Consider the following 14,139-nt stretch of genomic DNA (forward strand, 5'->3'; position numbering starts at 1 on the left):
GTGGCACACCACCGGGCCCTCACACACCAGGAGAAATGTCATGCGCGCAACACGCACCCGCACCGCCGTCGCGAGTCTGCTGGCCGGAGCACTCCTGGCCGCGGCCGGCCCGGCCGTCGCCCACGCCCAGTCGCCGCAGAGCAGTGACCCGGCGCCCCAGAAGATCGCCGTGAGCACCGCTCGGCTCGTGAACCTCAAGTCCGGAAAGGCACTGCAGGCCGTGAGCACCGCCAACGGCGCCAAGGTCGTTCAGCAGCCCACGACCAGTGGCCAGTCACTGCAGATCTGGGAGGTGTACCTCTTCGGCGACTACTACACCTTCGAGAACCAGGCGGCGGGGCGGAACCTCGGCATCAACGGCGCGAGCACCTCCGCCGGTGCGGCGGCCATCATCGCGACTCCGTCCAGCGACATCAACCAGGACTGGTTCGCGGATTGGAACGGCTACGGCGGGGAGTACTTCGCCATGGTGAACCGCAAGAGCGGCCTGTGCCTGGGCATCTCGGGTGCCAGCACCGCCAACGGCGCGCAGGCCGCCCAGTTCCCCTGCGACGACTCGGCCAACCAGGGCTGGGCGATGCACTAGAGCAGGTACGGGCGTTCCGTCCCCCTCGAACTGACTGGCCACTCTCACCACTGAACCCCCCACGAGCACAGGGAGTCATGCCATGCTCGCAACACGAAGGAGCGCCGCCGTCGCGGCCCTGCTGGCCGGAGCGCTGCTGGCGGCAGCCGGCCCGGCGATCGCCCACACTCCGTCGCAGCAGAGCGACGACCCGACGCCGAGACGTGCCCTCGCCACCATCAAGATCAAGAACCTCAAGTCCGGGAAGTACCTGCAGGCCGTGAGCTCCGCCAACGGGGCCAAGGTCGTGCAGCGATCCGGCAACGACAGCTTTCTGCAGCTCTGGGAGACCGTCCTTTCGGAGGGCGGCACCGTCTACAGCTGGGAGAACTGGCAGTCGAAGCTGAACCTCGGCATCGACCGCGCCAGCACTTCGGCGGGCGCGGCGGCCATCACGGCGACTCCGTCCGGCGACCTCAACCAGGACTGGTACAAGGACTGGGGCGTCTATGACGGGACGTACTACGCGATGAAGAACCGCAAGAGCGGCCTGTGCCTGGGCATCTCGGGCGCCAGCACCGCCGACGGCGCGGCCGCCGCCCAGTTCCCGTGCGACGGCTCCGCCAACCAGGGCTGGGTCACGATCTCGTAGCGACCGCCAGATCATGGTGGCGAGGTCCCGGACCGTTTCGGTCCGGGACCTCCGTTGCTCCCTGGCGGCACGGACTCCCGCCCCGGCCGCCGAACGCGCCGCGCCACCTTTCGCCCCACCGCCTGCCCCGGTGCCTCGATGTAACGGTAGGTCATTACGCACAGGGGCAACAGCACGGCGTAGAAGGCCAGTTCGAGCAACGGCTTGTTCTCCCGCCAGCGGCCGATCGTGCCGTCGGTGACCGCCAGCAGGACCGGATGCACCAAGTAGACCGAGTAGCTGATCGTCCCGAGCCACATCAGTGGGCGCGGTATCAGACGCCGGCGAACCGCCAGCCCGACGCCGAACGTGAGCACGGCCAGGAGGAACGACAGGATCCAGGCGCGCCGCGTGAAGTGGGACCCGTCGCCGTAGGCGTAGGCCGCCCCTACCGCGCAGGCCACCACGACGACCGCGGTGCAAGCCGCATACCTCCAGGTGCTCTCACCGCTCTCGGCTCGGTACACGGCGGTGCCCAGGAACATGACGGCAAGAATCACCAGTCCCTCCCACATGGGGACCGTGCTGTTGAAGGCGACCAGCACGAGCCCCAGCACCCCGCCCAGCACGCCCCCCGACACCCGTAGCGCGGCTGATGTGCCGCTCGCACAGCAGATGGCGACCACCATGGCGATCGCGGCGACGGCTACCAGCGGGCCGGTTCCGACCGCGTCGGTGAGAGCGGACACGGGCAGTGCACTCGCCACGGTCACGCTCACTGCGGCCAGCACGGCCAGGGTCACGGCGACCGGCGCCGACCGCTGGTGAAGCCGCAGTGAGAAGAGAGCCACCACCAGCAGGTAGAAGGCCATCTCGTACGAGAGTGTCCACAGGACGAGCAGGAGGTTGGGCGTTCCCAGCAGTTCCTGGAGCAACGTGACATGGGCGGCGGCCACCGTGGCGAAGCTCTGCCCGTCGAAGTCACGGATCTGCGCGACCCCCACCACGTTGGCGACAAGGACCGCGGCGACGACGGCCGCCCACAGCGGATAGATGCGGAAGACGCGTCCGATCCAGAAGGTCCGGACACAGCCCCGCCGTTCGAGCGAGGCGGGGATGATGTAACCGCTCACGAGGAAGAACACCATGATGCCGTACCTACTGGTGTTGAATTCCGGCATCAACTCGGCCCGGAATTCCGCCATGAAGGCGTACGACGAGTGGTCGAACACCACGACGAGCGCCGCGATACCGCGCAACGCGTCCAGCCAGCCCAGCCGCGCTGGATCCGCCGGCGTCCGAGGTGCGGGTGATCGTTGCGGTGCAGAGGGTAACGGCCGCAGCGCAGGCTCGACGCGGTGGGAGGCTTCCATACCCGTCTTCACGTGCGGCGCCCCGCCCATGTTCATCTGTATGCCGATCATTCTTCGGCCCACCCGGTCCCCACGCGTCGGCATGTCAGCCGTCGGCCGGAATTGGCCCTGCTGAAAATCGAGCATCGAATTTCCGCCAAGGGCCGGAAGGCGGGTTGGGATGTCGGGCCCTGTTCGGGGCGGGAAGACCCTTCACCTGGTGCTGATCTGAACGCCTGCATGTCGTGTGCCATCCGTCAAGAAAGTGCTTTCAGTCGATTATTCGAACGATCTAGCGATTCATTTGTACCTCTGATTGAGTACTCGCGGTCACCCCAGTAACACCAATCGTGAGGAGAAGTCTCATGCGCACATCGCGTACCAGGAACACCGTCGCGGCCGTTGCCATCGGAGCGTTGATGGCGGTCGCCAGCCCGGCGATCGCTTCCGCACAGTCGCCGAGCGACTCCTGGTCCCCGAACCCGCTACAGCTGTCGACCCTCGACGCACGGGCAGCAGCAGCCCCGATCGTCGGGCTCAGGAACGCGAAGTCCGGTAAGTTCCTGCAGCCGACGGGCAACAGCACGGCGAACGGCGCCAGAGTCGTCCAGCAGCCCGGAAACGACCAGAACTCCTCCCAGTACTGGGACATGATCCAGGACGGCGACTTCTTCAGCTTCGAGAACGGACGCTCGGGCAAGAACCTGGGCATCGACGGCGCCAGCACCGCCAACGGCGCGGCGGCGATCATCGCGAATGGGTCCGGCGACGCCAATCAGGACTGGGTGATCATTCCCGTTTCGGGCGGGCCGACGGACGATGCCAGGCTACAGAACCGCAAGAGCGGCAAGTGCCTGGGCATTTCGGGCGCCAGCACCGCCAACGGCGCACAGGCTGCCCAGTTCACGTGCGACGGGTCGGAGAACCAGCGCTGGATCCTCGACCTGCTGTGATCGAGCGGCCCGCCCCGGCTGTCCGGTCAGAGCGCGAGCCACTCCCCTTGTAACAGCCCGCCAGCACGGCAACTCAGCACAAGGGTTGAAGAGTTGCCCTGCGACAGTCGCACGGTAGGCAGCTGCCATCGGAGGTCCCGGCCCGTGGGGTCCGGGACCTCCGGTGCTCCGGGCATGAATCCGGCGCCCTCGCCTGCGTCGCCGTCGACGGCCAGGGTGCGGCCGTCGGGGCCGGCGGCGAGGGTCCGGGGTGCGGGCGAGGCGCGGCACGAATACCTCCAGTGAGGTCCGTGCGGCTGCTGGTCTAATACGCGGATGGAGAACCTCCCGAACGCGGAAGCCCCACTCTCCGACCCATGGCTCGCATACTTCGCCGACCGCGGGCACACGGGTGTCCGCCGTATCGGCGCTGGTGTCGAGGGCGTCGTTTACAGGCTGGGCGAGGGCCGGGCCGCCAAGGTGTGGAGCGGTCGGCCGCCAGCCGACTTCGATCTCGTCCGCCAGGTATACGCGGACCTTGCGCAGCATCCGCTGCCGTTCTCCACCCCGGAGATCTTCGACGTCGAGTACCAGGAGGACGTCCTGGTGACGTACGAGCGTGAGCTGCCCGGAGACCCGATGCGGGTCGACTCCGCGCACACGGCCCATGAGCGCGAGCTGCCCACCCAGCAGAGCGACGCGTTGATCGCCGTTCTGCGCGGTCTTGCCGCCGTGCCGGGCACCGACGCCATGCGCCAGTTGACCGTCCAGGGTGACGACCGTCCACTGTGGCGGGATCACGACTGCTTCCGCGACGCGCTCGCGGCCCTGGCCGCCCGGGCCGCAGCCCGGCACGGTGCCGCCCTGGCTGCCTACGTGCCGGACTTCGAGGCGGGAGTTGAACGCACGCTGAAGGCACTGCGCTCGCTCCCCGACGCCCCGGTGACAGCGATCCATGGCGACCTCGTCCCGCCCAACATCCACATCGACGCGACCGGCCGGCCCGTCGCGGTGCTTGACTTCGGCTTCTACACGACCGCGGGCGATCCGGCCTTCGAGGCCGCCGTCGCCGCCGCCATCTGGGACATGTACGGGCCGCACGCCGAGGAGCACACTGCGGAACTCACCAGGCTGTTCGCCCGCGAACTCGGGTATGCGCCAGCGACCCTCACCGCCTATCAGGCCGCATACGCCCTCACGACCTACGACCTTTTCGGCCTGGACGACCGTGACGGGCACTTCCGGTGGTGCACGGAACAGCTACGCCGCAACGCCGTGTTCAGCGCCTGACGTGGGCGTCCGTCAGAGCCACTCGGTGATGGCAGCGACGAGGACGGTCGCCTCGTAGCGGAACGCCGGCTTGTCGTATCCCGTGGCGATGATCCGTCCCGCCCCGAACTCCCGGGCAAGCTGGTGTCAGAACTGGTTGCGCTGGCGCCCCACACCGCTGTGACCACTCGGTGACCGAACGCAGGGCCTCGCGGGCGTCGTGGCCGAGCGGGGTGAGGGTGTAGCTGCCGTTGCACAGCACCTCGGCGAGTCGAGCTTCTTGGAGCTCTGTGCGCCTTCAGTGAAGATCCGACTGGACCTCGGTCATTCGATGCCTTCGACGATGCGGAAGTCGCGTTCGACGCCGTCGGAGAGGGCGACCAGCGCCTCCTGGTAGGCCGCACTCTCGTGCACCGCGACGGCCTGCTCGAAGCTGTCGAACTCGACCAGGACGGTGCGCTCGGCGATTCCGGCGTCATGCGCCACGACCCGACCGCCACGGACGAAGGTCCGACCACCCCCGGCCTCGACGGCCAGGCGGGCCAGCTTGTTGTAAGCAGCCAGCTTTTCAGGATCTGAAATGGTGCGGTAGACGCTGACCCAGTAGCCCTTGGGCATGGAACCTCCAGTGTGGGGATGAGTGCATCTGCCTTAAGGGTTGGTCTCGGACGAGCGTCGGCGGGCGAGAGCGAGGCTTGTCAGCGTCGTGATCGCCATGGCGCCGATGCCGACCAGCGCCGCGGTGGTGTAGGCGCTGTCGTCGGGGAAGAGGTGGCCGGGGCCGGTGCCCGCGGCGAGGATCAGGCCGCCGATGGCGCTGCCCAGGGAGTATCCGACGCTGCGGACGACGTAGTTGAAGCTCATGGCGCTCGACGTCTCGCTCTTGGGGGTGACGGCCAGGATGACGCCGGGCATCGCGGCCGAGAAGCCGCCGACTCCGAAGCCGAGCACGCCCATCGCCGCGAACAGTTCGGCCAGGTCCGACCGGGCCGCCGCGAACAGGGCGAACCCGCCGCCGACCACGACGGCGCTGCCCGCCAGGAGCAGGGGGTCGGCGACCCGCTTCCGGACCCGCGGCGTGAGCTTGCCGGCGACGAACCCCAGCGCCGAGAACGGGATGAGGACCAGCCCGGCGACGAAGGTCGTCAGCCCGAAGCCGTAGCCGGCGCCGTGCGGCGTCTGCGCGTACCGGGTGATGAGCGTCAGCAGGAGGTACATGCCGATCCCGCCGACGAACATGGCGAGGTTCGCCCCGGCGACCGCCGGATGCCGCACCGCCCGCACATCGACCAGGGGTGTCGTGCTGCGCAACTCGACGACGGCCCAGACGCAGAGCAGTACCACCGCGACGGCGGCGAGGCCCGCCGCCACGGCGAGGTGCCGGCTCCACAGATTCCGTTCGCCGGCGAGGAACAGCACCAGGAGCAGCGCAGCGGCCAGGACGACCGCGCCTGCCACGTCCACGTGGGCGGAGCGGCCTTCGGGGGCTTCGGGCATGGAGCGCCACGCGGTCAGGAGGGCGGCGGCGGTGACGACCAGGCCGAGGCCGTAGGCGGCCCGTACCCCGCCGAGTTCGGCGAGCAGTGCGGCCAGCGGGTAGCCGACACCGGCCCCGATGATCGAGACCACCGAGATCAGGGCGACCACGGCCGCGCTGCGCTCCTCGGGGAGGTGGTCCCGGGCCACGCCCATCATCAGCGCCGTCAGCCCGAGCCCGATGCCCTGGGCCGCCCTGCCGGCCAGCAGCCACGCGAACGGCAGCGGCAGCACGGTGAGCGCGCTGCCGGCGACGACGACCGCCAGCGTGGCGAGGATCGTGGCCCGCCGGTGCGGGCCGGCTCCGAGCCGGCCCAGGACCGGCGTGGCGACGGCGCCGCTGAGCAGCGCGACGGTCAGCGTCCACTGCGCGCTGTCGAGCGAGACGTGGAACGAGGTCGCCACGCTGGTGATGAGGGGCGTCCCGAGGCTGGCGACCGCCGCCACGACCAGAGCGATGAACATCAGGGCGGGGACCAGCAGCCGCGCCTCGGAACGCGCCACCGGGAACGCCTTCACCGCGGCCCCGCCGACCGGCTGCCCGGTCACTGCTTCGGCGCTTCGCGGTCCTGGCTTTCGAGCTCTGCCAGATGCTTCAGCGCCGGAAGGGCCGCCACCAGCGCCTCGATCTCGTCGCCGGTGAGCTCGCCGATCAACCGCTCGAACGCGTGGACGCCCGCCTGGCGCCGCGTCCGGACATAGGAGGCGCCGGCCTCGGTCAGGCACACCAGCGTGACCCGCTTGTCGGACGCGTCGCCCCGCCTCTCGACCAGGCCGGACTGCTCCATCACCCGGACCAGGGCGGTCATCGCGGGCTGGGTGACGCCCTCGACCGCGGCCAGATCGGTGATGCGCCGGGGGCCGGTCCGGTCCAGGGTGGCCAGGGTCGCGGCGGACGTCAGGCTCATGTCCCGGGGCAGGCGTCTCACGGCCCTGGTGGCCAGGCCGTAGAGGGCTGCCCCGATGGCGGCGGACGCGCCAGGAGCGGTGTCTTGACGACTCACGCTCGAAGCATAGCATTTTTATATTCACAGTTTATGGACTGGCCGGCTGGCGCGGGCGGCCTCGATCCGCACCCGCGACGGCGGCCGGCCATCGCGCTCGGTGCGCGGCCGGAACCTGCCGCGACCGTCGACCAGGAAGTGCTCGTCCAGTCCCCCCTGCTTCGGGCAGGATCCGTTTGAAGACGGACCCTAGGTGCAGCTTGGTGGTGAACCCGCCGCGCGAGCGTCCCAGCCCGTGATCGCGGGGCTCGACGAGGACACCGCCCGGTGGTTCCTTCTACAGGTCACCTTGCTTGCGGGCCTCGGCTGCATGCGAACCGGCACACCGTGTCATTCCGGAAAGATACGAAACTCGAATTCGGGACGGTCCCACGGCACTGCGGGCGGGTTCGCGAACACGGTCCCCGTCCGCACCGCACCGACGCGGTGGTAGAAGTCCTCGGCGGGAAGGTGCGACACGACCTTGACACGGTCGAGCCCGGCGGCGCGGGCCTCGGACTGCATGTGGGCGACGAGCAGCCGCCCAATACCCCGTCCCTGCACCTCGTCGGCGACGAACAGCAGGTCGAGCTCCGGCGGAGCGAGGACGAGCGAGTAGAACCCGAGGACCCGGCCGCCATACTCGTCGGCGCCGACGGCCACGAAGGCGCGGTGGGCCTCGATGTAATCAGGACCGACCCGGTAACCCGCGACTGCGGCTGCGTACTTACCCTCATAGGCGCCTGAGCCACGCACGAGCCGTGTGAGCCGTTTGGCATCCCGCGCGACGGCCCTCCGTATCGTGATCGGCTGGCCGATCAGGGAAGTGCGTGAACTCATCGGGTGAGTATTTCGCACCGTGGGGTGCCTTCGTCCGGCGGGTCGGCTGCTCGGCAGGGGTTCGCCCGTCGACGGGGTGGCCCGCCACACTGCTCACCACGACGAGGCTGGCGCCCCGGGCGGCGAGAGGAGGCTGCCGCTGCCCTGCACCGTGCCGTTCATGGACCAGCTGTGGCCCAACGCCAAGGTCCAGCAGCGAGTCGGCACGTGCGGCCGTCGGCCGGGTCCGCGTCTGGGGGGATGTGGTCGGGTGCCGGGGTCGGACCCCGGACCAGCTTCGTGGGTAACGTTTCCCGAAGGGTGTGACCAAACCTTGGAGAGCGTCCCGCATGGCGTCAAGAGGGCCGCATGCTGCGCAGCTGTTGCGGATGACCCGGTTTCGATCCGCGATGTCGACACGGGACGATCACGCCGCCGCCTTACTGAACCGTGGCCGGATCCGTACACTCTCCGGCAACGTTCCCCATTCACCGGAGGGCACTGGCATGGAACCGTCGGCACCGCCTCGCCGCGTCACGATCGTCGACGTCGCGCGTCACGCCCAGGTGTCGACGACGGCGGTCTCCAAGGTGCTGCGCAACGCCTACGGAGCCAGCCCCGAGATGCGCGCGAAGGTGCGCCGGGCGATCGACGAGCTGGGCTACCGGCCGCTCGCGGCCGCTCGCGGCCTGCGCGGCCAGACGTACACCATCGGCGTGACGCTGCCCGACATCCGCAACCCCTTCTTCCCCGAGATCCTCGACGGGATCACCGGCCGGCTCGCGGACACCGACTACCAGGTCTTCCTGGGGCCTGGCGGCTGCAACGACGAGCAGGCGGAGGCACGCGTCACGGAAGCCATGATCGACCGCGGGATGGACGGCATCATCCTGATCGCCCCCGTGTCGTCGCGCCCCCGACTCGAGCACATCGCCTCAGCCGTACCGACCGTGGTCGTCGGCCGCCACGGGCACTCCCCGGTGTACGACACCGTGACGGACGACGACGTGGCGGGCGCGTCCATGCTCGTCGGTCACCTCGTCGACCTCGGTCATCGCCGGATCGCCCACATCGAGCACCACGAAACCGACCCGACCCGCAGCGAGGAGATGCCCAACGCCCAGCGCGCGGACGGCTATCGGCTCGTCATGCGAGCCCACGGTCTCGCGGAGGAGATCGATGTCGTCTCCACCAGCTACACCCAACAGGGCGGTTACGAGGGCGCCAGGCAGCTGCTCGCGCGGCCTCGCCGGCCCACGGCGGTCTTCGCCGGTGCGGACATCGTTGCCATGGGAGTGCTGGAGGCCTTCGCCGAAGCCGGGTTGTCGGTGCCGGGCGACGTCTCGGTGGCGGGGTACGACAACACGACCTTCGCCTCCTTCGGCCCGATCTCCCTCACGAGCGTCGACCAGGCGGGCCGCGAGATCGGCGGCAACGCCGCGCGCCTCCTCCTGGAGCGGATCGCCGACCGCGGGAAATCATCGGTACAGGTCAAGCTCTCCCCCTCTCTCGTGCCGCGACGGACCACCGCTCCTCCTCCGGTGTAGACCGGCAGCACCAAGGAGAGGTGCCCTCTCAGCCGGCCTGTGCCGTTTCTCCCAGGAGCCGGCCTCGGCATCTGGCCGATCGCGCGCGGGCCACCCCGATCGCGGGCCGGCAGCGCCACCACCGCGGCGGGCCCGCCGCCCGCGCTGCCACCCGCGAGGATGATGCGATCGGGGTCGCCGCCGATCTCCTTCGCGTGCTCGGCCGTCCGCAGCAGGCCCCGCGTAGCAGTCCTCCACCGGAGCCGGGTGCGGATGCTCCGGAGCGAGCCGGTACTCGACGCACACCACGACCAGTCCCAGCTCCTCGGCCGAGTCGAGGGGAACCCCGGCCGGTGGGTGCCGGTCACCATGTCGCCGCCGTGGATGTCGTGACGACCGGACGTGGCTCGGTCACGCCGGCGGGCCGGCGGATCAGCGGTGCGACAGCCGGCGCGCCCGGCGGCCCGGGGAACCGCCCACACTCCGTGGGAAGAAATATCCATAAATAATGTTCACCGGTAGACTGTGAGACAACGACACGCCAAGGTCGCCGAAGGCTCACCCACCAGCCCGGCAAGCCCCCTTCAGCCCTTCGAACCCGAGGAGAACCGCATGGCGTCCTACTCCGGTCGTGGTGTGCACGGACAGGTCGTGCACTCACTCGGCGCGCGCATCGTCAGAGGTGAGATCGCCGAGGGCGAGATCCTGGACATCGGCGCCCTCGGAGCGGAACTGGACGTGAGCCTGACCGTCATGCGCGAAGCGCTCAAGGTCCTCGCGGGCAAGGGTCTGACCGACGCGCGGCAAAAGCGCGGCACCTTCGTCAGGGAACGGGCCCATTGGAATCTTCTCGACGCCGATGTCATCCGCTGGCGCATGGAGGCGGGTGACGGCACCCGACTGCTGCGCGACCTCGCCGACGTGCGCGCCATCATCGAACCCGCCGCAGCACACCGGGCCGCTCTGCACCGCACGGACGCCGACCTGGCCGCCCTCGAAGCCGCCCTGGAAGCCATGGGACAGGCGAAGGCGGACTCCGCGGCCGCTGCCGAGGCCGACGCGGCCTTCCATCGCGCGCTGCTCGCCGCCACCGGCAACGAACTGCTGCGGCGGATGGACATGCTCCTGGAACCCGGCCTGAAGGAACGCGACCGTATGGTCCACAGCCACGGCGGCGCCGACGACCCCGTTCCCAGTCACCGCGCGGTACTCGACGCCATCCGCGCCCAGGACCCGACCCGCGCCGAACTCGCCATGCTGAACCTGCTCGCCAAGGCTCTCGCAGACCTCGACCAGCTCGCCCCTGCACAGGCTGCGGCGCACTCGTGAGGACAGACCTACCGTGCGCGAAGTATCTGATCAACGCCACCATCGTCGGGACCGATCGAATCGTCGGTTGATTTCTTGAGGGCAGAGGGCGCGTATGGACATCCGGCAGCTGGAGTACTTCCTGGCGATCGTTGATCGTGGGGGGTTCAACCGTGCGGCGTCGGCTCTGTACGTGTCTCAGCCGTCGCTGTCGCAGGCCGTGCGGGCGCTGGAGCGTGATCTCGGTTCCGAGCTGTTCCATCGCATCGGGCGCAGGGCTGTACTGACGGAGGCCGGAAAGGCCTTGATCGAGCCTGCCCGGGAGGCTGTGCGGAGTCTGGAGACGGCGCGGGCGAGTGTCGCGGCGGTGCATGAGCTGCGTGAGGGGCGCCTGGATGTGGCGTCGATGCCGTCGCAGGCGGTGGAACCGCTGACGACCTTGGTCAGTGCCTTCAGTCACCGGTATCCCGGCGTCTCGGTGGCCATCAACGCGGCGTTCACTTCGCGCGATGTGATCGACATGGTGCGCACGGGTGTCGTGGAGTTGGGGCTTCTTGCATCCGCCGGTCCTTTTTCCGACAGGGAAGTCGTCTCCCATGCGCTGGGGCGGCAGCGTTTTGTGCTGGTGGTGCCGGCCGACGGCCCGTTCGCTGACCGGACCGCGGTGGAGTCCCGGGAGCTTGCGGGACACCGGCTGATCGTCGGGCAGCCGGGTACCGGGATGCGCGCCTACGTCGACGCGCTGAGGGAGCAGGGCGTCGAGTTCGCCGTCGCCGTCGAGACCGAGCACCGGGTGTCGCTGATGCCTCTGGTGCTGGCCGGGGTCGGGCTCGCGGTGGTCACGGACTCCTGGCGGGACCTCGCCGGGCGGCTGGGCGTCCGTGTTCTGGACATCGAGCCGGAGAACACCTTGGACATCGCCCTGGTCAGCCGCCGCGGCAGCCTGTCGCCCGCAGCCGCCGCGTTCGTCACGGTCGCGACCTCAGCCGCCGACCTCTGATAGGCGCCGCTTATAAGGGAGATCCGCTATGCGTCTTGGACGCCCCACGGACCGCCCTGCTGCAATCGACGGCATGACGACGAACCACCGCATTGCCCTGATCCCCGGCGACGGCATCGGCGCCGAGGTCCTGCCCCCAGCACGGCAGGTGCTCGACGTTCTCGGCCGCCGCCACGGCTTCAGCCTGTCCTACACGTCGTACGACTGGTCGTGCGAACGGTACCTGCGGGAGGGCGCCATGATGCCCGCCGACGGGATCGACCAGCTGCGCGACAAGGACGCGATCCTGCTGGGCGCGGTGGGATACCCGGGGGTGCCCGACCACGAGTCGCTGTGGGGGCTGCTGATCCCGATCCGGCGCAGCTTCCGCCAGTACGTCAACCTCCGGCCCATCCGTGTCTTCGAAGGCATCGACAGCCCGGTGCGCGGCGCCCGGCCGGGCGAGGTCGATGTCGTCGTCGTGCGGGAGAACATGGAAGGCGAGTACAGCGAGGTCGGCGGCCGGCTCAACCGCGGCTTCCCGGACGAGATCGCCGTGCAGGAAGCCGTGTTCACCCGGGCCGGCGTCACACGCGTGCTGGACTACGCCTTCACGCTCGCCTCCCAGCGCGGCGGCCGCCTGACCTCCGCGACCAAGTCGAACGGCATCGTGCACACCATGCCGTTCTGGGACCAGCTCGTCACCGAGCGGGCAGCCTCGTTCCCGCAGGTCGCCTGGGACCAGGAGCACATCGACGCGCTCGCGGCCAAGTTCGTCCTCGAGCCGGCCCGCTTCGACGTCGTCGTCGCCTCCAACCTCTTCGGTGACATCCTCAGCGACCTCGCGGCCGCCGTCGCCGGATCCATCGGCATCGCCCCGGCGGCCAACCTCAACCCCGAGCGCGACTTCCCCTCGATGTTCGAGCCCGTGCACGGCTCGGCACCCGACATCGCGGGCCAGGGCATCGCCAACCCGCTGGGCGCGATCTGGTCCGCGGCCATGATGCTCGACCACCTCGGCCATCCCGCCGCGGCCAGGGACATCACGGACGCGATCGCCTCGATCCTGGCCAAGACCGATATCCGCACCCGTGACCTGGGCGGAACCGCGACCACCGCCGAATTCACCGACAAGCTGATCGAGCTCCTCTGAGCCGTCTCCCCCTGCCTCAACGCGGCACACAGCCTGGGTTGACCTGCAGTTTTCCCGGGCTGACAGTGAACGCCATTCCCAGCCGGGCAAACCGGAAGAAAGGAGCGACCTCATGAGCATCCGGAAGCGCGTCGCCGTGATCGGTGCCGGCAGCATGGGCAGCCAAGCCATGTGGCGACTGGCCGCCCGCGGAGCCGAGGTCGTCGGCTACGACCGGTACGCACCGGGCCACGACCGCGGCGCCGCCGGGGGCGAGAGCCGCATCTACCGAGCCGCCCACCTCGGCGAGCCCGGGTACATTCCGCTGCTGCGGCTCGCGGACCGGATGTGGGAGCAGCTCCAGGCGGAGACGGGCCGGTCGCTGCGACGCCGCAGCGGCAGCCTGGTGATGGGAGAGGGCGCCTCACCGTCCATGCGCCTCCTCCTCTCGACCAGCGCCGCCCATGGACTGGATCACGAGGTACTGGACCGGGAGGAACTCGCCCGCCGCTACCCGCAGCACCGGCTCCCGGACGGACACACCGCCGTTCTCGACCGGTTGGGCGCCGTCATCAGACCCGAGGCGTCGATTCAGGCCGCCGCCGCCCGTGCCGAACAGCTGGGCGCCCTGCTGCACCGCTACACCACGGTGCGCGAGGTCGTCCCCGCGGCGGGCGGCGGGGTGCGGGTGGTCACCGACCAGGGCACGGACCACGTGGACGCCGCCGTGGTGACCGTCGGCCCCTGGATCAACACGCTGCTCCCGGACCTTCCCCGGACCATCGAGGTCCGCCGGGTGGTCTGCTCCTGGCACCTGCCCACCCGCCACGACTGGTTCGCGGGCGGTGCCCCTCCCTTCGTGCGCGCCACACCCCACGACTGCTTCGGGATCCCGTCGCCCGACGGCATCTCCGTCAAGCTCGGTCTCTCCTTCAAATACCATGCGCCGGTGCCCGAGCCCGAACGGCTCGACCGTACGGTCCGCCCCGAGGAACTCGGCATCTTCCGCGAGCTCATCGGTGAACTCATGCCCGACCTGAACCCCGATCCCATCAGGATGTCGGCCTACATGGAGGGCTACACGAAGTCCGGAAACCCGCTCGTCGG

The 14,139-nt window shown here is 69.5% G+C and carries 14 protein-coding genes and 2 pseudogenes; 9 read left to right on the forward strand and 7 right to left on the reverse strand.

Annotated features, from left to right (window positions below; translation table 11 throughout):
* The first annotated feature begins 40 nt into the window (after positions 1-40).
* Positions 41-586, forward strand: coding sequence for an RICIN domain-containing protein (locus tag GTY47_RS34810; protein ID WP_010040858.1), 546 nt, complete (start codon positions 41-43; stop codon positions 584-586).
* Between the two features lie 82 nt (positions 587-668).
* Positions 669-1,217, forward strand: a complete 549-nt coding sequence (locus GTY47_RS34815) for an RICIN domain-containing protein (protein WP_010040859.1) — start codon at positions 669-671, stop codon at positions 1,215-1,217.
* An 11-nt stretch (positions 1,218-1,228) separates the two neighbouring features.
* Here GTY47_RS34815 and GTY47_RS34820 read toward each other — a convergent pair whose 3' ends face one another.
* On the reverse strand, positions 1,229-2,473 hold the full coding sequence (locus GTY47_RS34820) for an acyltransferase (RefSeq protein ID WP_267880841.1): 1,245 nt from the start codon (positions 2,471-2,473) through the stop codon (positions 1,229-1,231).
* A gap of 440 nt (positions 2,474-2,913) precedes the next feature.
* Between GTY47_RS34820 and GTY47_RS34825 the strand changes: the two genes are divergently transcribed.
* Both GTY47_RS34825 and GTY47_RS34830 read left to right on the forward strand, forming a co-directional pair.
* Positions 2,914-3,501, forward strand: coding sequence for an RICIN domain-containing protein (locus GTY47_RS34825; protein ID WP_010040863.1), 588 nt, complete (start codon positions 2,914-2,916; stop codon positions 3,499-3,501).
* Between the two features lie 315 nt (positions 3,502-3,816).
* Positions 3,817-4,770, forward strand: coding sequence for an aminoglycoside phosphotransferase family protein (locus tag GTY47_RS34830; RefSeq protein ID WP_010040866.1), 954 nt, complete (start codon positions 3,817-3,819; stop codon positions 4,768-4,770).
* 303 nt (positions 4,771-5,073) lie between these two features.
* Here the strand turns inward: GTY47_RS34830 and GTY47_RS34835 are convergent, their stop codons facing one another.
* From GTY47_RS34835 to GTY47_RS34850, 5 genes and pseudogenes are all read right to left on the reverse strand, one after another.
* Positions 5,074-5,367, reverse strand: a complete 294-nt coding sequence (locus tag GTY47_RS34835) for a DUF1330 domain-containing protein (RefSeq protein WP_010040868.1) — start codon at positions 5,365-5,367, stop codon at positions 5,074-5,076.
* Between the two features lie 33 nt (positions 5,368-5,400).
* Complete coding sequence (locus tag GTY47_RS34840; protein ID WP_010040870.1) at positions 5,401-6,834, reverse strand: MFS transporter; 1,434 nt, start codon at positions 6,832-6,834, stop codon at positions 5,401-5,403.
* Positions 6,831-7,289, reverse strand: a complete 459-nt coding sequence (locus tag GTY47_RS34845; RefSeq protein ID WP_231911200.1) for a MarR family transcriptional regulator — start codon at positions 7,287-7,289, stop codon at positions 6,831-6,833. The genes GTY47_RS34840 and GTY47_RS34845 overlap by 4 nt, the downstream gene beginning before the upstream one ends.
* A 190-nt stretch (positions 7,290-7,479) precedes the next feature.
* Positions 7,480-7,602 (reverse strand): annotated as a pseudogene (locus GTY47_RS41455) (IS5/IS1182 family transposase); the annotation flags it as partial.
* Positions 7,603-7,619: 17 nt separating this feature from the next.
* Positions 7,620-8,108 carry a GNAT family N-acetyltransferase gene (locus GTY47_RS34850; protein ID WP_010040874.1) on the reverse strand — a complete coding sequence of 163 codons (489 nt, stop codon included), beginning with the start codon at positions 8,106-8,108 and terminating at the stop codon, positions 7,620-7,622.
* A gap of 485 nt (positions 8,109-8,593) precedes the next feature.
* Here GTY47_RS34850 and GTY47_RS34855 point away from each other — a divergent pair, with 485 nt between their 5' ends.
* A complete protein-coding gene (locus GTY47_RS34855) occupies positions 8,594-9,634 on the forward strand; it encodes a LacI family DNA-binding transcriptional regulator (RefSeq protein ID WP_010040875.1) in 1,041 nt (346 codons plus the stop codon).
* A gap of 71 nt (positions 9,635-9,705) precedes the next feature.
* On the opposite strand, the pseudogene GTY47_RS34860 reads toward GTY47_RS34855, so the two are convergent.
* Positions 9,706-10,082 (reverse strand): annotated as a pseudogene (locus tag GTY47_RS34860) (alpha/beta hydrolase fold domain-containing protein); the annotation flags it as partial.
* Positions 10,083-10,225: 143 nt separating this feature from the next.
* On the opposite strand from GTY47_RS34860, the gene GTY47_RS34865 reads away from it, so the two are divergent.
* The 4 genes from GTY47_RS34865 to GTY47_RS34880 form a co-directional block, all read left to right on the forward strand.
* On the forward strand, positions 10,226-10,942 hold the full coding sequence (locus tag GTY47_RS34865) for an FCD domain-containing protein (protein ID WP_010040880.1): 717 nt from the start codon (positions 10,226-10,228) through the stop codon (positions 10,940-10,942).
* Positions 10,943-11,036: 94 nt separating this feature from the next.
* Complete coding sequence (locus GTY47_RS34870; RefSeq protein WP_010040882.1) at positions 11,037-11,921, forward strand: LysR family transcriptional regulator; 885 nt, start codon at positions 11,037-11,039, stop codon at positions 11,919-11,921.
* A 73-nt stretch (positions 11,922-11,994) separates the two neighbouring features.
* The gene (locus GTY47_RS34875; RefSeq protein WP_010040884.1) at positions 11,995-13,053 is read left to right on the forward strand and encodes a tartrate dehydrogenase; all 1,059 of its coding nucleotides are present in this window, start codon (positions 11,995-11,997) and stop codon (positions 13,051-13,053) included.
* Between the two features lie 112 nt (positions 13,054-13,165).
* The coding region (locus GTY47_RS34880) for an FAD-dependent oxidoreductase (protein ID WP_010040885.1) at positions 13,166-14,139 on the forward strand (974 nt) is incomplete at its 3' end.

It is taken from the genome of Streptomyces sp. SID5464, from assembly GCF_009862985.1.
Classification (GTDB): Bacteria; Actinomycetota; Actinomycetes; order Streptomycetales; family Streptomycetaceae; genus Streptomyces; species Streptomyces chartreusis_D.